The organism is Actinomadura parmotrematis, assembly GCF_019458805.1.
GTDB classification, from domain to species: domain Bacteria; phylum Actinomycetota; class Actinomycetes; order Streptosporangiales; family Streptosporangiaceae; genus Spirillospora; species Spirillospora parmotrematis.
In genome coordinates this window covers 186,837-205,647 of the sequence record NZ_JAIBOA010000016.1, presented here as the reverse complement: position 1 = coordinate 205,647, position 18,811 = coordinate 186,837, and the positions used below count along the sequence as shown (strand labels likewise).

Sequence of the window (18,811 nt, the reverse complement as noted above, 5' to 3'; positions counted from 1 at the left end):
TCGTCGACGGGCAGGAACACGGGTGCGGCGCCGTCGCGGGCGGTGACGGTGAGCCGCGGCTGGAAGATCCAGGCGGTGTCCTTGTTGCTGTCGGGTTCGGTCTGCTGGTTGAGCAGGGCGATCTCGACGGTGCGGCGGCCGTCGCGGGTGCGGACGGCGACCCGCAGGTGCACGCCGGGGCCGTCGGCGGAGGCGGCGAGCAGGGGGATGCGCTGGGCGCCGTCGGCGGTGAGGTCGACGGTGCGGTCGTACTGCTCGGGTTCGCGGGTCCATGGGCGGGTCTTCTTGCCGTCGTCGTCCTCCTCCTCGCGCTGCTCGTAGCGGCCCCAGGCGGCGCGGACGGCGACGGCGTCCACGTCGGCGGCGACGCAGAACGACAGGCCCATGGAGGAGGCCCACATGCGGCCGAGGGCCTGCGGGCTGGTGATGTCGGGCAGGTCGGCCTCTCCCCCGCCGGCGGCGCTCGCCTCGCCGTCGGGCACGTCCCCCGCGGCGTCGGCGGTGGGGATCGCGGGTGGGCGGGGGCCGAGCATGCCGACCAGGTAGCGTTCGCGGGGGCCCATCGCGCGCGAGCGGAACTTCTCGTGCGGACCGTCCCAGGGGCCGAGCAGGTCGCGTTCGATGAGGGTCTGCAGCTCGTCGCGGACGGCGTGGGAGGCGGCGCCGCTGAAGTGCTGCGGACCGTCCAGGGGGTGGGGGTCCTCACCGGTGGGCGGGGTGCCGCCGGGAAGGGCCGCACCGCCGTTGCTGTCGCTCATCGCGCCTTCCTCGATCGACACCGTTTCCGTGTACTGGATACACAACCACAGACCTCTGACAGTTCTCTACACGCTTGGCTCATCGCCGGGGGCGCGGCGGCCGCGGCGCGGACCGGCCCCGCGCATGCGCTCGGGTACCGGTGCCGTTCCGCGCCCCCTTCGGCGCTCGCGCCGGTCAGAAGGGGCGGGCGGTGTCGTCGCCGACGTCCTCCAGATTGGCGTGCGGTGCCTGGAGTTCGGTCCAGGTCTGCCCCATCTACAGCGGCTTGGTCTCGTCGGCCCCGGGCCCGGTGCAGCCGAGCATCGACAGCAGGGGACGCAGCTCGCCGGGGAGTTGCAGCCCCACCAGAGGACGTCCTTGATCCTGTCGACCTCACGGTCGGAGACGTCCTCGGACTCGCGGTAGGTGTGGGCCGTCGCCTGGACGCCCTCGGCGTGCTGGGCGACCCCGTCGATGTTGTCCTCCAGGCATTCCTGGAACATCTCAAGGACGGCCTGGTAGCAGCCGCCGGTGAGCGAGCGGAGGATCTGCGCGGCCGTGCCGATGTCCCGGCCGGCCCGCAGCATCTGCTGGTGGTCGGCCTTGAGTTCGGGTGCCATGAGGAGTCTCCCGGGGGATGGGGCGGCTCTCTTTCGGTTCGACGTTGCCCATCAGGGCTCGGAGCGAGGTCACATGGCCGCGGAGCTCACGCAGGCCCTCGTCCGGGGCCGCCTCGATGTCGCAGGTGAGTTCCAGTGCGGGCGCAGCACCGCACCGGTGGCCGACACCTCCGCGTAGACGCGCCCGCCCGGCGCCCTCGCCCGCTTCGGGTCGTTTCGAGTCCTGCGCGGCGGCCAGTGCCGTGCGGGTCCGCGCGAGCAGTCCGTCCAGGTCCGGTGGGGTGTAGGCGCCGCTCATCACGGCGCACCGGTTGATCTGCGCGACGACTTCGCCGAGTGTGCCGGTGATGTGGCGCGTCTCAGCCATCCCCTCGCCCGGGACGGCGTCCAGCCATCGCCCGAGCGCGGCGAGATCGACGGGCGGGACGTCGGGCGCGGGAGCGGCGGCAGGCCTTGTCCGGTCCAGGGCGGTGTTGACGACCGCGCGGAGGCGGCCCGCGACGTCGGCCGGGTCTGGGCGCAGGAGCCGCGCGTCCATCTCGACGCCGCTCGCCTGGCGGTCGGCGGCGACGACGGGGACGGTCCCATCCTCGGACGCGGCCGTCGCCTGCACCGGGAGCGCTCCGGCGCCGGGGCGGGCGCGGCGGATGCGGCCGACGCGCGCTGTACGGCTGGCCGGCGGCGCGCCCGGTCGATGCGTTCGTCCATTCCGGCGGCCCCCTTCCCGCAAGATCAACGCGAGATGACCTTAACAGTTAAGTATCTTTATCCGTCGTGTCGGAAATAGAGACCGCCCCGTTTTCCCGTTACGGTCGACGCAAATAAATATTCCGGTCATAATGGAAGGTGGTCCAAGCAAGGGTGTGGGTGGTCGGCGCCGGGGTGCTCGCGCTCGTACCAGTACGCCCACTCCTCCACGGCCTTCCGGCGCCCGCCGCTCTCGGGGAACAGGAACTCCCAGTACTCCAGGAGGGCTTGGTGGACCTCGTCCAGGCTGTACCGCACGCGCTGGGGCTTCGGCCCCAGGTCGGTGACGGTGACGCCGTCGGGCCGGTACCGGGCGGAGGTGGCGTTGGCGGTCCACTCCCCCGAGTCGTGCCCGGCCCGCGCGCGCTCGACCAGGTCCAGCGCTTCCAGCAGCGGGACGCCCCAGCCGCCGATGTCGCTGCTCAGCATGGTCGCGAGGTTGATCAGCCGGGGGTCGTCCGGGCGTTCGGTCACCACCCGGCCGTCCCGGTACGCCCGCTCGAACATTGGCGCCCCCGGCGGGCCGCGGCGGACGCGCGGTCGCGCGCGCTTTCCGGTGACGGGATGCCGGCGGTCTATGCCCCGAGCATGACCCGCCATTCCAGCATCTACAACGGCGACAGGCTTTCCTCACCTTTTGACCACTTCTCGCGGCGATCATTGACCGAGGGGCGGTTACTGTCGGAGGTGCGCGTTCGACTGGCGTGAACCGGGCGGGTACCGAGCCGGCGGGCGGTCCGCGGCGTCCCGCCCCGAGGAGACCGGCATGGCGCGGATCCACCTTGGGCGCGGCCCGCACGCGGGCGCCGCACCTGATCTCCGCCGGACGCTGCGGGGTGCGCGGTGAGCTACCGGGTGGGCGGGCGGCGGTCCGGTGCCGCTCGGGCCGCCGCCGCGGTGTGGCGGCTGGTGCGGCGGCGCCGGCCGCGGTCCAGGGAGGGCTGGGCGGCGGTGTTCCTGCTGGCCGCGGGTGCGGGCTGGCTCGCCGTGACGCTGGCGCGCGTCGCGCTGCGCGTCCTGCTGAGCGCGTGGTGGCCGATCCCGCTGCTGGTGGCGGTGCTGGCGTGCCTCGGATGGCTGTACGTGCGGGGGCGGATGCTGGCGGCGCGCGCGGCGGCGCGCCGGCGCGCGGCCCTGTGCCGCGCCCTCCCCGAGATCGACGCGCTGTCGCCGGGCGCCTTCGAGGACCTGACCCGCGACCTGATGGTCCGCGACGGCCTCGTGGCGCGGCGCGTCGGCGGCAGCGGCGACGGCTGCGCCGACGTGATCGGGACGCATCCGGGGTCGGGCCTGAAGGTCGTCGTGCAGTGCAAGCACACCGTCAAGGAACGCAACGTCGGCGTCGGCGTGATCTACGCGGTGCACGGGACCGCCTATCCCGTGCACGGCGCGGACGTGGCGGTGGTGGTGACCAACGGCGGTTTCAGCCGCGACGCCCGCGCGCGGGCCGAGGAGTTCCGCATCGCGCTGATCGACCGCGCCGGGCTGGAGCGGTGGGCGTCCGGCGACGAAGGGTTCGTGGAGATGGCCGGGCTCGCGAGCCGGGTCCGGGGCCGCCGGTACCGCCTACGGCGCTCGCCGTCGCCCCGAAGGGAGGAGGACGGGCGGACGTCCGCGCCCGGCGACCTCTACCCGTGAGCGGCGTCCCTCCCGGGGAGCGGGGACAGCAGGTAGATGTCCCAGTACGGCGGTGTGACGCCGGCGAGGGGGCCCTTGCGGCCGACCGGGCGCCAGCCGAGGTGCCGGTAGAACGCCTGGGTGGCGGTGGCGGCGGGCTGGACCGACAGGACGGCGCGTTCCTCGTCGCGTCCGGCGAGCAGACCGCGGACGATGCGGGCGCCGGTGCCGCGACCGCGCCAGGGGGCGCGGAGGGCGAGGCTGACGAGGGCGAAGGTGCGTCCCTCCCATTCGGCGGTGAGGTCGGGCGGCAGCGGTTCGGGGAAGTCGCCCCACCAGCCGTGGTCCACCGGCAGGCGGTGTCCGTAGGCGTACCCGACGGGGCGGCCGGCGTCCTCGGCGAGCAGGAGGCGGAAGGTGGGGTCGCCGCGGAGCCGTTCGAGGTCGGCGACGTTGCCCGCCGCGGTGTCGGGTCCCCAGGCGAAGGGGGGTTCGGCGAACACCTCGTCGTGGAGGGCGCAGACGGCGTCGAACGCCTCGTCGGCCAGGTCCCGGCCGCCGGCGCGCAGGCGGACGCCGCCGGTCACGGGTTCCCGCCGGTGCTCGCGGCGGCGCGGGCGCGGAGCGCTTCGGCCTGCTCGTCACCGAGGAGCTCGTAGAGGTCGGCCGCGCCTCGCCAGGCGGTGGCGGCGCCCGCCGGGTCGCCGGTCGCGTCGAGGGTGTCACCGAGGGCGGCGAGCGCCATGGCCTCGCTCCGGCGGTCGCCGAAGCGCCGGAAGAGGTCGGCGGCGCGGCGCAGCCGGTGGACGGCATCGGGTGCGCGGCCCTGGGCGGTGAGGGCGGCGGCGAGCGGCAGCGTCCCCCACGCCTCGCTCCAGGCGTCGTCCAGCTCGGCGAAGATCTCCACGGCGGCGGTGCAGGCCCGGACGGCTTCGGCCTGGTCGCCGTTCGCGGCGGCGCAGCGGCCGAGGCTGAGCCGCGCCATGCCCTCGCCGCGCCGCAGGCCGGCCTGCCGGAAGACGGCCAGCGCTTCGCGGAACAGCCCGGCGGCGCCGCCGGGGTCGCCGCCTTCCTCGCGGAGCAGCCCGAGGCCTCGCAGGCCGAACCCTTCCAACCAGGGATAGGTGAGCTGCCGGGCCAGTTCGACGGTGCGGGCGTAGTCGGCGGCCGCCCGGTCGGCGTCGCCGGCCCGCCAGGCGGCGTCGCCGAGGCAGAGCAGGTTGGCGGCCTCACCGAGCGGGTCGCCGAGGGCGCGGGCGGCGTCCAGGCCCAGCCGGTGGATCTCCTCCCAGTCCACCCAGTAGGAGGCGAGCTCGAAGAACCCGTCAGCGGCGACGGGAAGTTTCCAGCCGATGTCGTACTGGCCGAGCTCGACCGCCTGCCGCAGCGCCGCCAGCAGGTTGAGCCGCTCGCGCTCGAACCACCGCATGGCCTCCGCGCCGTCGGCGAAGCCGGGAAGGGCGAGACCGTCGCCCGGCACCATCGGGACGGCGTGGGAGTAGGGCAGGAGGGCTCGGCGGCCGGCGTCCACCGTCAGCAGGTACCAGCCGAGCAGGCGCCGCACGGCGCGGGTGCGGGCGCTCTGGTCGTCCTCGGCCTGCGCGAGCTCGCGGGCGTAGGCGCGCAGGAGGTCGTGCAGGCGGAAGCGCCCGTCCTCGTCCTCCTGCGCCAGGTGGGCGCCGGTCAGGCCGCGCAGCCGCCGGGCGGCGGTGGACGGGTCGGCGTCCAGGAGAGCGGCGGCGGCGGGAACGCCGATGTCGGGGCCGGTGTGCAGGCCGAGGAGGCGGAAGGCGCGGCGCAGGTCGTCGGGCAGCGCCCGGTAGGACCAGGAGAAGGCGGCGCGCACGTCGCTGAGCTCGTCCTGGCTCTCGGCGAGGGCGTCGAGGCGGTGGCGCTCGCCGGCGAGTTCGGCGGCGAGCGCGGCCATGGACAGGCCGGGCCGGGACGCGGCGTGCTCGGCGACGACCCGCAGTGCGAGGGGCAGGTGACCGCAGAGCACGGCGACGCGGTGGGCGGCCTCCCGCTCCGCCCCGACCCGGTCCGCGCCGATGGCGCGGGCGAGCAGCTCGACGGACTCGTCGGGCGGTAGGACGTCCAAGGTCACCCGCACCGCCCCTTCCCTGATCATCAGTCCGGAGAGCGTACTGCGGCTGGTGATCATGGCGAAGCACCCGCGCGAGGCGGGGAGCAGCGGCCGGACGTCGGCCGGGGCGGACGCGTTGTCGATGATCAGCAGCAGGCGCCTGCCTTCGAGCAGCGACCGGTACAGCCCGGCCCGCTCGTCGAGGTCGTCGGGGATCGCCTCTCCAGGTACGTCCAGCGCCCGCAAGAAGCCGTCGAGCGCCTGCGCCGGAGTCAATGATCGTCCTGGCCCGTAGCCGTGCATGTCCACGTACAGGTCGCCGTCGGGGAAGCGCCGCCGTACGTGATGCGCCCACTGCAGGGTCAGGGCGGTCTTGCCGACGCCGGGTGCTCCTGCGACGATGGCGGCCGTGGCGGCGTCGGGCTTGGATTCGGCGAGATCGCCGAGCATGCCGTCCAGGACTCGCAGGCTGTTCTGACGGTCGACGAAACCGGTCGTACCGCGTGGAAGCTGGCGCGGGGACGGAAGCGGGCGGCGGGACCCGCTGATGTGGATCCCGCCGTGAACGGATCCGGCCTGGACGACCTGCCGCGCCTCGCCGGTGAACGCGTTCCCCTCTTCCGGCCGCTGCTCGTCCGCCACCTCAGCCGGTGGTCGGGCGGAAGCCGGCGTCGTACCGGGAGGCGAATTCCCGGTACGGAACGGATCGGGCGACGGCCAGGTCGCGCAAGCGGTTGGCCTCCACGATCCGTTCGGGGTCGTCGACGAGCTCGGCGTACGAGAACGCGCCGTCGTCCTCGTAGTGCATGGTGACCAGCCGGCAGGAATCGAAGAGCCAGTAATCGAAGCGGGGCAGCCCTTCGGGCCAGACCCCCTGCGGGACCGCGATGATCCGCACGTCCTCGCCGGCGGGGACGGTGTGCTCGTACGACCAGGCGCACTCGAAGCGCACGTAGTCCGAGAGGGGTTCCTCGACGACGTGGACGCGGTGCATCCGCTTACCCGCCTGCGCGGCGGGCCGGACGGTCTGCTCGATCCAGCCGGCGATGCCCGGGAACACGCCGCGGTCCTCGCCGCCCAGGAAGCGGACGAACTCGTCCTTCTCGTAGGAGACGTCGTAGACCTGCAGCGCCTCCAGCCGGTAGGCGGTGTACCGGAAGTCCGCGAAGAGACGGTTGAACTCCTCGTCGTCGAGCGAGTCGAAGGTGCGCCCCACCTAGCGCACCTCGCCCATGGCCTTCAAGCGCTCGACGGCACCGAGCAGCACCTCGGGAGCGATGCGCACCGCGCCCTCGCCGGGCAGGACGTTGGCCAGCTCGCCGAACGTCGCGGCGTCCAGGGAATCGCCCTGTACGACCAGTTCGCCGCTCTCGGCGAGATACACACTCGGGCAGCCGTTGCCACCGGAGCCCTGATCCTTGTAGATCATCTTCAGTTTCACCGCGCGCCTCCTCGTCGCCTCCGAGCCCATTCCCGCGCACTGACAACAGGAGCGACAATGGGACCGACCTAAGATCCACATTGGCCTGTAGCCAACGTTACATCACGCCAATCATCCTGTCGGCCGACTCGCGATTAAAGGTCGCCCATCACAACTCATTCAGGGCGCTTCAATCACATATTGGGACCAGCCCACGACGGAGTCGCTGGTCAGCCATAACGAGTCGCAAGGGCCACATGTGGCCATGCATCCGCCGCACCATGCCACCTGGTCACGTCCCTCTGCAAGGCGCCGAACCCGCTACGCACCACGTCGGCAGATAAATGGTACGGCAGCGAACATGGCAATTAAATCAACATGAGGCCGATTTGGATCGTTCACATTCGCAGGCGACCTTCGTCAATGAACGATTCGGCCCGTCCCCTGCCCGCATCGCGCTGATCGACCGCGCCGGGCTGGAGCGGTGGGCGTCCGGCGACGAGGGGGTCGCGGAGATGGTCGGGCTCGCGAGCCGGGTCCGGGGCCGCCGGTACCGGCTGCGCCGCCGGGACGCCGCCTGAGCATGGTCACCGGCACGCGCCGCACAGGCCGTCCGGGGTGGGGCGGCGGAGCGGATCGCGGCAGGTGGTGCATTCGGCGAGACGCGGTGCGGGTGGTTCGGGCGCGGCGCGCAGCGCGGCGGCGGCCTGCCAGATGGGGAGGTGCTCGGTCAGGCGGTGGCGCAGGAGGGCGGCCGGGTGGCGGACGTTCGGTGGCAGTCCGGTGGTGAGGCGTTCGCGGATGTGGGAGGCGGGGACGCCTGCGGTGAGGGCTTGGTCGACGAGTTCGGCCAGGCCGGGGATCTCGCCCGCGCCGAGGGCGAGGCGGGTGTCCACGGCGGCGGCCTCCACCAGGAGGCGCGCGGCGGGCGCGAGCTCGGCGAGCCCCACCGGCGGCGCCGCCCCGTCCGGGACGGCGGGTGCGGGGACGGGCGCCTCCTGCGGAACCGCCGGGGCGGGCGCGGGGGCCGGGACCGGGTCGGCGGCGGTCCTCCGGGAAGGGCCGGACCAGGACGCCGCCGTGTGGGACGCGGGGCGCGGGCCGTCAGGGGCGGGCCGGTCGGTCTCGCAGGCGGCGGCCGCGTCGGCGGCGGGCACGTCCCACAGCACGGTGCGGGTGCTCACCTGGCCGTGTGCGTCGCGGACGAGGGCGCGGATGAGGTATCCGGCGGCCTCCAGCTCGCGCAGGGCGGCGGCGATGGCGGTCTGGCCCTCGCGCATGGTCGCGGCCAGGCCCTTGATGCTGGCGTCGGTGCCGTCGGGCATCGACAGCAGGAACAGGGCGAGGCCGCGGGCGCGCAGCGACAGGCCGTTCTGCTGCGCCAGGCCGTTGGGGATGATCGTGAAGTGCGCGTCGTGGCGTGCTTTGACGCGGCGGACGCCGGCGGTGCGGCGCTCTTCCGGCGGCGCCTGCACGCCCGCGCTAACATGGCGGGTACCCACCTGAGACTACTCCGAAGTCTTGGTGTGGTCAGGCCCTCAGCGGTGTTGTGAGCACCGTTGGGGGCCGAAGTATTTTCGGCTGTGAGCGGGACCTTACAGGTTGTGAGGGTATCCGCGAAGCCAGAGCCCGATTGATCACCTCCCGGCCGGTAGGCCGGTTCTTTCCCTGTTTTCTTTAAGGGAGCGCTCGCGTTCCCGGGACGCGGCGCGCCGCGTCCCGGTGGACCGGATCCCGGAAACACGAGACCCGGTCCGGCCGCAGCTCAGCGGGCCCGCTCGGCGAACGCCGCCCGCACCTCGTCCGGCGTCGCCTCCTCCGCGATCCCCCACGGAACGCGCGCGGCGTTCAGCTTGGCCGCCATCGTCTCCACCAGTTGCTCCGGCGGGTACGGATAGGGGCCGTCGTTCGCGAAGATCTGCGAGTAGCGGACGCTGTCGATGATCGCGGAGTTGATGCGCTCGTGCGCCAGGTAGGCGGGCAGGTCGTGTTCCCACCCGGTGGTGTATTCGGCGGGCAGGGCGGCGAGCCATCCGGCGGTGACGGCCTCCTGCTCCTCGGGCAGGTAGCCCATCTTGTGGATGTGAACGGCCAGGTCGTAGACCGGATCGCCCCACAGGGCCAGCTCCCAGTCCAGGAAGGCCGCCGTCCCGTTGTTCACGATCATGTTCTTGCGGTGGACGTCGGCGTGCACGCACACCGACGGACGGCGGGTCAGCGCCGCCCAGCTCGGTTCTATCGCCGCGAGCGGTTCGGTGGGGACGCCGAACGTGGCGAACAGATCCGCGTACGACTCGGCGAAGGTGTCGTACACCCACTGCGTGAGGGCGGCGATCCGCCGCCCGAATCCGGCGCTGTCGCCGTCGTCGGGCCAGTCCGGCGGAGTGGGCGGCAGCTTCTCCCGTGGTACGTGAACGAGCTGTGCGAACAGCGCCACGATGTCGTCGAGGACGTAGGACGGGACGGGGACGCCGCGCGGCGCGATGTCGTTGAGGACGTCGCCGGGCAGGAAGCTGTGGATCTGGAACCGCGGATCGGCGTTGACGTGCAGCAGCCGCGGGGCGTGATCGACGTAGGGCGCGATCGCGGTCAGGACGTCCTCCTCCCGCCAGATCTGGAGGTCCATCACGTCGGCGCCGGGAATGGGGATGCGCACGATGACCGATCCCGTGTCGGTCTCCGCGCGGATGTTGTGGTTGTAGTAGCCGGACGCCGCGTCGGTGCGGGTGCGGACCTGTTCGTAGAGGTCGAGCCAGGTCATGCGGTGCCCTCCAGCATCCCGGCCACCAGGAGGGCCGAGCGTCGGCGCAGCGCGTCGAGGGAGTCGAGCGCGTCGATCCGCGTGCGGGCGTCGCGTGCGGCCGAGGCGATGTAGGCGTCCTGGACGCCGATCGCGTCGAGGACCTGTTCCGCCATCATGATCAAGGTGGGGTAGACCTCCGCTTCGATCAGCTCGTTCACGGCCCAGCGTGCCGAGGCCAGTGCGTGGTCTGTATACCCCGTCCGGATGTACAGCAGGGCGCGGAACAGCTCGGCGCGGGCGCGGCCGGAGCGGTAGCGGGCGCGGTCCAGGGCGTCGGCGGCGGACCGGAAGGCAACGGCGGCCTCGTCGAAGCCCCCCAGGTGGGTGTGCGCGATGGCCATGGCCGTGTACGCCTTGCCGAGTTCGTGCAGCGCGCCGAGTTCGCGATGCGTCTCGACGGCTTCGCCGGCGATGTCGACGGCCCGCTGCGGGTCGGTCCAGGCGAGCAGCTCGGCGCGGTTGGTGATGATGTTGGCGGGCTCGACGATCGTTCCGGCCTGCTCGTAGAGCGCGGCGGCCTCGTCCAGGGCGGCCTGCGATTCCCCGAGGTGCAGGGTGAAGCGGTAGGCGAGGTGGCGGAGGCGGGCGAGGTCGCCCCGGAGAAGATGGTCGTCCGGATCGGCGATGCGGGCGATCTCGTCCGCCACGGCGAAGGTGTCCCGGAAACGGCCCTGGCACATGTCCAGGTCGGTCATGCAGTAGCCGGCGCGCGGCCGGACGGGTCCCGTGTGCTCCTGCCACACCTTGCGGAAGATCGCCAACGCCTTCCCGGTGTCGCCCGCGATGCGGCGGCCGTGGGCGCCGGCGATGGCGAGGCGGGCGCCGACCACGTTGCTCAGCGGCCAGTCGATGACGGGCGTGAGCCAGGTGGCGGCGTCGGCGTCGCCGAGCAGGATCGCCGCCTCGCTCTCCAGGCAGCGCGCCGTCTGCGCGAGGTCGGGGTTCTCCTCGGGCGCGTCGCGCAGGTACTCGTGCAGGTCCTGAAGGACGCCGTCCACGGCCTGCTTGCCGCCGCAGGTGAGGGCCTTGTCGGCATAGCCGAGCAAATCCTCGCCCGTGAAGACGGGGTCGTGCAGGGCGCTGTAGGCGGCCTCGCGGACGGCGCGGGCGAGCGTCGCGACGCCGTTCTCGGTGCCCTGGTCCTCCTTCGCGCGCTCGTCCCAGACGCGGCGCAGGACGGCGTGCACGTAGGCGCAGGCGTCGGGCGACAGGCGGTCCAGCAGCGCGCTGCGCATGAGCTGGTGCAGGCGGCGGCCGTGCGCGCCCGCCGGGTAGACGAAGGAGTAGGCGGTCAGCGACTCCCAGGCCATGCGGTGCCGGGGCAGGTCGAAGGCGTCGGCGACGGCCTGGAAGATCTCGAAGTCGAAGACCCGCGCGACGCTGAGCAGCTCCAGCGTGCGGATCTCGTCCGCGCCCACATGTTGCAGGAAGCGCTGCAAGATCTGCTCGGACGACACCACCGCGGCCTGCCGCGCGTCCGTGCCGGTGTCGACGGCCAGGTGCAGGTAGAAGGGAAGGCCCTGGCTGGCGGTGGCGATGGAGTGGCGGGCGGAGTCGTCGGCGATGCCGCCCTCGGTCAGCAGCTCCAGGCGGGCCTCCATCGGCAGGCCGTCCACCCGCACCTCGCGGATCACCTCCGACCAGGCCGGGTCGTGGGCCTGCCAGCCGACCGGCTCGCGGCTGGCGACGACGGTCAGCCCGAGGTCGAGCTGCGCGATCAGGTCGCGCAACCACACGTCCCGCGACGAGGGCTGCCCGGGCCGGGCCGACGACGCGGCGAGCAGCGCCTCGTAGGCGTCGACGAACAGCACGTACGGCTTGTCGGCGCTGGCATTGCGCAGGTCCTCGGCGAACAGGTAGGTGACGGCGTCGGCGAGCTCGACGTTGGTCAGCTCGTCGAGCTGGCGGAGGGTGTCGTCCACCTTGATGCGGCGGCGCTGGAGGGCGCTGCTGGTCGCCTTCTCCAGGAGCCGGACGAGCACGATGCTCGTCCCGAACACCGGGACGCCGGCGGCGGTGTCGAGGATCTGGCTCAGCGCCTCGCTCTCCCGGATGAACGGAAGCTGGCTGCTCGTCAGCCGAAGATGCGGGTGGAGGCGCTGCCACAGCACCGCGTACGCGATGTCGAAGCGGTCGAAGCGCACGCCCTGGCGGCCGAGCTCGACGCGCAGCACCGCGAGGGCGTCCTCCTGCTGGCGCATCGCCGGGATCTGGAGGTCGAGGACGGCGATGCGGTGCGTCTTGGCGGAGCGCTCGCGCAGCTCCTTGATGAGCCGGGACTTGCCGATCCCGCCGACCCCGACGACGTTGAACACGCGCGGCCCGCTCCCGACCCGCGCTATCTCGGCGCCGAACGCCTCAAGGACGGGGACGCGGTCCACGAAACGGCGGTTCAGCGCGGCGACCCGCCGGAACCGGGGTTCAAGGGGCATGGACGCGATCCTCCCGGACGGGGCCGGAGGACGCCCCGCCTTGTCGACGTGCCCGGCATGATCGGAGCCGATGGCCGTTGGACGGAAGCCAACGCCGGGCAGTTCCCTGCTGTCAACTCCGACAGCCGCGCCGCTCCCCCGCGCCGGGCCGGGCCGGCGTCAGGTGCGGACATCGTCGCTGAAGACGATCGCCCCGCCTTTCGGAACGCAGGCGCTCGCGCCCTTCGCGAGCTTGGACGTGCCGCCGCCGCCCGCGCCGGTGGTGAACGTGCGGCCTTCCAGCAGCTCGCCGGAGGAGGGCAGGCGGACGCCGCGCTTGCCGTCCCGCAGGACCGGCCGGGTCCCCTCGGGCCACACCGGGGCCTGCTCGGGACCGGACCGGCCGGGCTGGAAGTACAGGCAGCGGGTGCCGGCGTCGTAGCGCAGCCGCCCGGCGTACATGACGGCGGGCGCGGCACCGCTGTGGCGGGCCACCAGAACGCGCGGATCCTTTCCGGTCACCTCCACGTCCGCGCCGTTCCCGCATCCGGCGGCCCCGAACAGCGGCGGCACCAGCGCGGCGGACGCGAGGCACACCGTCATCGATCGCTTCATCACGCCCGTCCTCGAAGTGCGGTGCTTTTCAGGGGGTCGCTCGGCCGCCCCGCCCGTCCGGTCCGTGCGGCGGGGAGGCGGCGGCGTTCAGGAGAGGTAGACCGATACTCCCATGGCCGAGTACATCTCCCCCACGGGTGTGAACAGGCTGCGGTTGTGCTTGCTGATGGTCATCGAACCGGAGTGCAGGCCGTAGGCGTCGTTGCCCCAGTACCAGGGGCCGCCGCTGTCGCCGGGCCTGGTCCTGTCATGGGTGGTCGCCGTCAGGTTGCAGTACTTGGGCAGCCCGGCGTACTTGACGCACCGACCGTTCTTGTAGACGGTGTCGCACTTCGCGCTGGTCGTCCGCCCGTAGTTGCAGATCTTCTGCCCCACGCTCGGGAACAGGTACCGCTTCACCTGCCGGCGCTTGTTGGGCGCATAGTAGAAGTACGGCACCGCCTTGTAGGAGCCGGAGGTGTACCACGACATGTCGCCGTACCGCCCACCGTGGCGGCCCCGCAGCCACACAGTGGTGAAGTGGCCCTTGTGGTTGTGGTTGAAGAAGTCGAACGAGGAGTTCTTCACCGAGCAGTGATGCGCGGTCGCGATCCCGCGGACCTTGCCCTTCCGGACGGTGAACCCCGCCGTGCAGAGGATCGTGCCGTTGAGGAACCCGCCGCCGTTCATGCTGGTCTCCGGCGTGGCCCCGATCTCGTCCACCAGCTCGACCCGGACGCCGACGGCGCCCGCGGCGAGCGTGCGCGCCGGTCGCAGGCTCGCCGGCAACCGCCGCTTGCCGGCACTGCTCAGCCGGTCCCGCGGCACCGCCGACACCTCGACCGTCCCCGACGTGATGTCGTAGCCGCTCTCAGCGGTGGCGACGTCCGGGCGGTCGGCGACCCGGTCGAAGGTGTCGATGGCGGCGTCGTTCAGTTCCTTCTCGGAGAAGCCCTTACCGCCGATGAGCTCGACCGGGACGGGCAAGGTGCGCGCCAGCTCGACGGCCCTGGCCCGGATCGGCCCCTTGAACCCGATCCAGGCGCGCGCCCCCTCGCCGACGATCGCCGCCCCCGAGTACTCCTGCGGATAGGCGTTCTGGAGCTCGGCGGTCACGGCCTGGAAGGACGACTGCCAGCCCCACCGCCGGATCGCCTCCTCGACACTGATGCCGTCCTCGGCCGCGACCCTCGTGAGATCGACCAGTTCGTCCGGGACACGCGCACCGGCCGGGCCTCGCCCGGCTGCACGAGCACGCGGGTCGCCGCCGGACGAGCCGGCGCCGCCCCGGCCTCACCCGCGCCGGGGACCAGCGTCGCGAGCACCACGACGAGCACCGTCACCATCGCCTTGCCGCGCATGTTCCTCCGCCGACCCTCAGGAAGCCCCCGGCAGCCGCACCATAGGAAGGGCGGAGAGTAAAGATCAATGCTGCGTTCGCCGCCGGATCTCGTGATCAGGGGTTCCCGGCCGCGCGGCTATGGCGAGTTTTCGCTGTTCATCAGGTTGGCGGCTGCCCAGGGACGCATCTCCGCCGGGCACCGATTACGTCCATTAACGGTCAGTTTTTCCTGACAGGATGTGTCACTACACGCGAGCGGGGACGTGGCGCGGCGCGCGGCGAGCATTCGGGACGGAGCGCGCGTCGCGGACGGCCAGCCGTCCGAGCCGTCCGCAAGCGGTTCTCCGGGACGGGGGCGCCTTGGCTCGTCGGATCGCTCGGTGGTGAGGCCGAAGCCGACAGCCGCAGACGCTCTTGCGCCGTCGGTTCTCCCGCCCTGCCCGCAGGCAGGCAGGCAGCTCGACGCGAACACGTCGCCGGGTGCGTGCCATGCGGGGGCGGACCAACCCGCTCGACCGCTGGCGGGAGCGGAGAGGACCGGCGGTCCGGGCACGCCTTCTTCGGCGGCGGGTGCCCCGATGCCCGACGAACGAAGCCATGGGGCGGGCGTCCCTCTGCACGTCCCCCTCATGGAGATGCGCCGTGGCCGGTCTGCGCCTGATCGGGCGTCCCGCCCACTCGATCCGCGACTGTCGGGAACCGCATGCGTTCCAGCCGTGGCCAATGGACGGAGCCGGCGCCGGGTTGTTCCCTGCCGCCGGCTTCTCACGGCGAAGGTGGACGTCCAGCGGTCATGGCAGAAGTCGTGCTCCCGGCTTCCGGCGAGCGGAGCGGGCAGGCCGCAGCCCTGGCCGCCCCGCTTCTCGTTCGCTCGCCGGTGCCCCTGCGGGCCTGCTCGAATATGGTCAGCGGCCGTAGTGGAAGTCGTCGCTGAAGGCGATCGTCCCGCCCTTGGGGATGCAGGTCCGTGCCTCCTTCGACGGCGCGGACGCCAAGCCCCTGCCCGCACCGGTGTTGAACCAGGTCCCTTCCAGCAGTTCTCCAAGAGAGGGAACGCGGACGCCGTGCTTGCCGTCCCGCACGACCGGTTCGGTCCCCTTCGGCCACACCGGGGCCTTCTCGGGACCGGACATGTCCGGCTGGTAGTACAGGCACCGGGTGCCGGCGTCGTACCGCAGCCGCCCGACGTACAGGATCGCGGGGGCGAGGCCGTCATCGTTGTTGTCGGTCACCAGGATCCTGGGATCCTTGACGGCAGTGCTCCGCGCACTGGGCGCGGTGGCCGCAATGGGCGCGCCGGCCGCCTTGGCGTCCTTTCCGTCTCCGCATCCGGCGACTCCGAGCAGCAGCACAGCGGAGGCAAAACCCGCCCACATCGATCGCATCATCACGCCCGTTCTCGAAGTGCGCTGCCGCCGAGCCTTCGCCGCCGCCCCGGCCGCCCCGATCGCACGACAGCACGACATCAGGAAAAATCGGAAAGACGGCCCGATGATCCCATGGGGCAGCATCTCCCCCATAGATGCGGAGAGCCTCCGCTGAAGGCGGATGATGCCCGCCGCCCACAGAAGGGCTGTTGGCCTCGCACGCGGTCCGCGCCGGTGAACGCCGCCCTTCAACCACTTGGAGCAAGGGTCAGACAACCCCCGAGCGGCAAGAAGGCGCATATGCGGGACGGTCGGCCGTCCGACCGTCTCGAAGTGCCTGGGAGGAGGCACTAGTCCATAAGCGGACAGCGATTCTGCGCGGAGAAGCGCGTCAAGGTAGAAAAAGCCCGGACGCAACGGACGGGACGTACTGCACGAACACGGCGCACTGGTGAACGGGGATACCGATGGCACGCAGAGGCAGACGAGCGGTTCTCGCGGCGGTCGCGGCCGCAACGGTGGCGCTGGGCGGGCTGGCGGCCACTACGGCATGGGGCGACGACGGCTCGCACGACGACTACGACGATGTCTATACCGGAGTCGTGGACGACGCCGGAGACGAGACGCCCAGCCTGGACGATCTCAAGCATGCGCACGTCGAACCGGACGAGATGCCCACCGTCAGCGACCTACCGGGCTGACAAGCCGGCCGGCCTGCGGCGCACCCGACGCGTCCCTTGTTCAGCGAAGCTCGGGCGGAGAACCCGAGCCTCCCGCCCCGGCCGCGCTGTAGCCGCCGATGCGGTGAGGGAACGCGGTGATCGGGCGAACGCGTTCCGGCCCCACCTTCGCCGAGCCCGGCCCCGCCGCCTCGCCGCGCGTTCCAACCGACTGCGGCCCCATCAGGTCGCCGACAATGGTGGATCAGTGTGATGATCAGCGGAGGAGAGGGGTCGGGCGTTCATGGTCGAGGGCTGGTCGTTCGCCTCTGCTCGGCGACCGGCGACGTTCGGATGCGGCGAGCAGCGGGACGCTCCCGAGATCCAGCACGCGAGGACAGCCGGCGAGGACACCTTCTTCTGCGGCTTCCCCCCCCAGAGCGTCACGCTGTGCGGGCTCGCCGAAGAGGAGTTCGTGGCCGTCCTGTGCCGCTTCGAGCCGGAGTCGGAGCATGCCTGCCCGCAGTGCCGGACCGCGGCGCTGGCCGCGCCGACCGTTCCCTGCGACTAGGAACGCTTGCACGACCGAGTAGCGGAAGCCGCCCCGAGCGCCTTGCGCACCCGGTTGCTCCAGGCACTGCGCACCGGCGCCGACATCGGCCTCTGGCTCAAAGGCCCGGCGGAAGACCTGGCCACCCGCTACACCCGCCTCGATCACATCACCGAGGGCCGAGACGCACTGCTGCCCCTGCTGACCGGCCGGGACGAGGCCGGTCTCGCGCGAGTCCTCCAGCCCGCCGGTGAGTTCATCGTCGTGCTCCCCAAGAACACCGAGCCCGCCATCGCCTGGGCTGCCCCCAACCCTGACGCCGGCCGAGGAAGGGTCAAGGAGGCCGACACCTGATCGGGTGGGACCAGGTCTCACGCGAACATGGATCCCCCTCAACGTGATGAGGCCGAGACCGGCTGAGGGCATGGCCGCTTTACGTTCGTACAACCAAGCGCAGCGAACCGATCGACCAGCACAACGAGATGCCCGCCCGCCGGAGCCTTAGAGCCCCGGATCCCGCTACCGCCCCTAGATCCCCCGCCCCAACGCCGGCCGGGCCGCTGGCGCCGCCGTCGTAGAAGCTCTTGCGCCGCTGGATGCTCAGGAGCTCCCTCCGCGTGCTGTCGGACGGGGTCGCGCAAAACAGCCGCGCGGCTCCACGCTCGCGCCCGGAGGTTGGTGGTCAATCAGAGTGTGGGGTGGCGCAGAGGGACGGGCCGCACGGGTACGGCCCGTCAGACCACCGGACGACTCATGCGCGCCGTGCGCCGCGCCTGACGTGGTCGAGAAGGTCAGCGAACTGGCTGGAGGAGAGCACGAGGTGCCCAGCAGCCGGATCCTTCGAGTCCCGAACCCCGATGCCGGAATCAATGGCCCCAAGTTCAACACAGAGCTCGTCGTTAGCTCCGCCACTGTACGAGCTCTTACGCCAGGTGATCTTCATCAGTATCGCTCCGCATACTGTTTGAGGATGTTTCGGGACTCTCCCTCGGAGCTAGCCTTGGCCCCGATACGATCGAAAAGATCTGCCAGGACCCTGACTTCACCGGGGCTTTCGATCACTCGGCCGCCGTTCTGCGCTCCAGAGTAGCCGATCTCGCGATCTCCAACCCTTACCAGCTCGAACGAACCGTCGACCCCCAGGTGGGCCCCGGATGAGAACGGAACGATGCGGAGGCTCACGTTCTCCTTCTGCGCCAGCTCAAGCAAGTGCTCAACCTGCTGTTTCATGAGCTTTCCGCCTCCTACCGGACGAGCTAGCGCCGCCTCATCGATCAGCACCCAGATGTCAACGTCGTCGCCTCGCCCCAAAACTTGCTGCTTGCGGGCCAACCGGCGCGCCATGGCCATCTCGCGATCTTTCGAGGTTCCGGCTCGTACGCACTCCCAGGTGTAAGCATCAGTCTGGAAGACCAGCGGGATCACCTGGCCATGAAACAGCCTGATCAGGGATGCCTGCTCCTCGTAATGGATGAACTGGCGCCCCCAGTCGGGATCGTGAGCCATCCGGGCATACCAGAGGAGAAGCTGAAAGAGCAGGCCCGTCCCGTATGCGGCATCAAGCTTCTGCATTTGATCTTGATGGGGCCGCTGGCGCCCGGCCTCCATGTTCGAAACAGTCGAACGAGCCACGTTGATGATCTTTCCGCACTGGGCCAGCGACAGCCCCTCCTTCTCCCGAAGAAAGCGCAGGTAGAAGGCTAGAAAATGCCACATGGAGATCTTGGGATCGAGGGGCTCCCGGACGATCGGCATGTCACCTCCGCTGTTTGGCTTTTTTTGCCGTACAGCGCAAGGTTAAACACAGCGCGTCACTCTTGGGGTGAGTTCCGTGAACAGAACCGAGGGCGGTAGCGGACG

19 protein-coding genes and 1 pseudogene are annotated in these 18,811 nt (G+C 71.4%); 5 read left to right on the top strand and 15 right to left on the bottom strand.

The annotated features are described in order from the left end of the window. The 3 genes and pseudogenes from K1Y72_RS24465 to K1Y72_RS24455 all read right to left on the bottom strand — a co-directional run. Positions 1–758: pseudogene (locus K1Y72_RS24465) on the bottom strand (DISARM system helicase DrmA); the annotation flags it as partial. Between the two features lie 484 nt (positions 759–1,242). Beyond that, on the bottom strand, positions 1,243–1,971 hold the full coding sequence (locus K1Y72_RS24460; RefSeq protein ID WP_220168787.1) for a hypothetical protein: 729 nt from the start codon (positions 1,969–1,971) through the stop codon (positions 1,243–1,245). Positions 1,972–2,192: 221 nt separating this feature from the next. After that, positions 2,193–2,612 (bottom strand): hypothetical protein, encoded by a 420-nt coding sequence (locus K1Y72_RS24455; RefSeq protein WP_220168786.1) that lies wholly within the window; start codon positions 2,610–2,612, stop codon positions 2,193–2,195. Positions 2,613–2,948: 336 nt separating this feature from the next. Here K1Y72_RS24455 and K1Y72_RS24450 point away from each other — a divergent pair, with 336 nt between their 5' ends. Next, on the top strand, positions 2,949–3,743 hold the full coding sequence (locus tag K1Y72_RS24450) for a restriction endonuclease (protein ID WP_220168785.1): 795 nt from the start codon (positions 2,949–2,951) through the stop codon (positions 3,741–3,743). Here K1Y72_RS24450 and K1Y72_RS24445 read toward each other — a convergent pair. The 4 genes from K1Y72_RS24445 to K1Y72_RS24430 are packed head-to-tail and all read right to left on the bottom strand — an operon-like array spanning position 3,734 to position 7,246. Continuing rightward, positions 3,734–4,309 (bottom strand): GNAT family N-acetyltransferase, encoded by a 576-nt coding sequence (locus K1Y72_RS24445; RefSeq protein ID WP_220168784.1) that lies wholly within the window; start codon positions 4,307–4,309, stop codon positions 3,734–3,736. The two genes, K1Y72_RS24450 and K1Y72_RS24445, sit on opposite strands and share 10 nt — an antisense overlap. Next, the gene (locus tag K1Y72_RS24440; protein WP_220168783.1) at positions 4,306–6,447 is read right to left on the bottom strand and encodes an ATP-binding protein; all 2,142 of its coding nucleotides are present in this window, start codon (positions 6,445–6,447) and stop codon (positions 4,306–4,308) included. The genes K1Y72_RS24445 and K1Y72_RS24440 overlap by 4 nt, the downstream gene beginning before the upstream one ends. Position 6,448: 1 nt before the next feature. Beyond that, a complete protein-coding gene (locus K1Y72_RS24435; RefSeq protein ID WP_220168782.1) occupies positions 6,449–7,021 on the bottom strand; it encodes a DUF6879 family protein in 573 nt (190 codons plus the stop codon). Then, positions 7,022–7,246 carry a hypothetical protein gene (locus K1Y72_RS24430; RefSeq protein ID WP_220168781.1) on the bottom strand — a complete coding sequence of 75 codons (225 nt, stop codon included), beginning with the start codon at positions 7,244–7,246 and terminating at the stop codon, positions 7,022–7,024. A gap of 368 nt (positions 7,247–7,614) precedes the next feature. Here K1Y72_RS24430 and K1Y72_RS24425 point away from each other — a divergent pair, with 368 nt between their 5' ends. Then, entirely contained in the window at positions 7,615–7,806 is a 192-nt protein-coding gene (locus K1Y72_RS24425; RefSeq protein WP_220168780.1) for a hypothetical protein, read from the top strand. 6 nt (positions 7,807–7,812) lie between these two features. Here the strand turns inward: K1Y72_RS24425 and K1Y72_RS24420 are convergent, their stop codons facing one another. The 6 genes from K1Y72_RS24420 to K1Y72_RS24395 form a co-directional block, all read right to left on the bottom strand. Further along, the gene (locus tag K1Y72_RS24420) at positions 7,813–8,700 is read right to left on the bottom strand and encodes a helix-turn-helix domain-containing protein (RefSeq protein ID WP_220168779.1); all 888 of its coding nucleotides are present in this window, start codon (positions 8,698–8,700) and stop codon (positions 7,813–7,815) included. A 290-nt stretch (positions 8,701–8,990) separates the two neighbouring features. Beyond that, positions 8,991–9,986 (bottom strand): phosphotransferase family protein, encoded by a 996-nt coding sequence (locus K1Y72_RS24415; protein ID WP_220168778.1) that lies wholly within the window; start codon positions 9,984–9,986, stop codon positions 8,991–8,993. After that, positions 9,983–12,460 carry a hypothetical protein gene (locus K1Y72_RS24410; protein WP_220168777.1) on the bottom strand — a complete coding sequence of 826 codons (2,478 nt, stop codon included), beginning with the start codon at positions 12,458–12,460 and terminating at the stop codon, positions 9,983–9,985. The genes K1Y72_RS24415 and K1Y72_RS24410 overlap by 4 nt, the downstream gene beginning before the upstream one ends. A gap of 159 nt (positions 12,461–12,619) precedes the next feature. After that, positions 12,620–13,054 carry a hypothetical protein gene (locus K1Y72_RS24405; RefSeq protein WP_220168776.1) on the bottom strand — a complete coding sequence of 145 codons (435 nt, stop codon included), beginning with the start codon at positions 13,052–13,054 and terminating at the stop codon, positions 12,620–12,622. Positions 13,055–13,141: 87 nt separating this feature from the next. Further along, positions 13,142–14,149: a S1 family peptidase gene (locus K1Y72_RS24400; RefSeq protein WP_220168775.1), complete on the bottom strand. Its 1,008-nt coding sequence runs from the start codon at positions 14,147–14,149 to the stop codon at positions 13,142–13,144. 1,131 nt (positions 14,150–15,280) lie between these two features. Beyond that, a complete protein-coding gene (locus tag K1Y72_RS24395; RefSeq protein WP_220168774.1) occupies positions 15,281–15,607 on the bottom strand; it encodes a hypothetical protein in 327 nt (108 codons plus the stop codon). Positions 15,608–16,209: 602 nt separating this feature from the next. Here K1Y72_RS24395 and K1Y72_RS24390 point away from each other — a divergent pair. The 3 genes from K1Y72_RS24390 to K1Y72_RS24380 all read left to right on the top strand — a co-directional run bounded on the left by K1Y72_RS24390 (position 16,210) and on the right by K1Y72_RS24380 (position 17,305). Continuing rightward, positions 16,210–16,443: a hypothetical protein gene (locus tag K1Y72_RS24390; RefSeq protein WP_220168772.1), complete on the top strand. Its 234-nt coding sequence runs from the start codon at positions 16,210–16,212 to the stop codon at positions 16,441–16,443. Positions 16,444–16,705: 262 nt separating this feature from the next. Next, positions 16,706–16,972 carry a hypothetical protein gene (locus K1Y72_RS24385; RefSeq protein ID WP_220168770.1) on the top strand — a complete coding sequence of 89 codons (267 nt, stop codon included), beginning with the start codon at positions 16,706–16,708 and terminating at the stop codon, positions 16,970–16,972. 54 nt (positions 16,973–17,026) lie between these two features. After that, a complete protein-coding gene (locus tag K1Y72_RS24380) occupies positions 17,027–17,305 on the top strand; it encodes a hypothetical protein (protein WP_220168768.1) in 279 nt (92 codons plus the stop codon). Positions 17,306–17,702: 397 nt separating this feature from the next. On the opposite strand, the gene K1Y72_RS24375 is transcribed toward K1Y72_RS24380, so the two are convergent. Together K1Y72_RS24375 and K1Y72_RS24370 are read right to left on the bottom strand one after the other, a co-directional pair. Continuing rightward, complete coding sequence (locus K1Y72_RS24375) at positions 17,703–17,894, bottom strand: DUF397 domain-containing protein (RefSeq protein WP_220168766.1); 192 nt, start codon at positions 17,892–17,894, stop codon at positions 17,703–17,705. Next, complete coding sequence (locus tag K1Y72_RS24370; RefSeq protein ID WP_220168764.1) at positions 17,894–18,706, bottom strand: helix-turn-helix domain-containing protein; 813 nt, start codon at positions 18,704–18,706, stop codon at positions 17,894–17,896. The genes K1Y72_RS24375 and K1Y72_RS24370 overlap by 1 nt, the downstream gene beginning before the upstream one ends. Positions 18,707–18,811 lie beyond the last annotated feature (105 nt).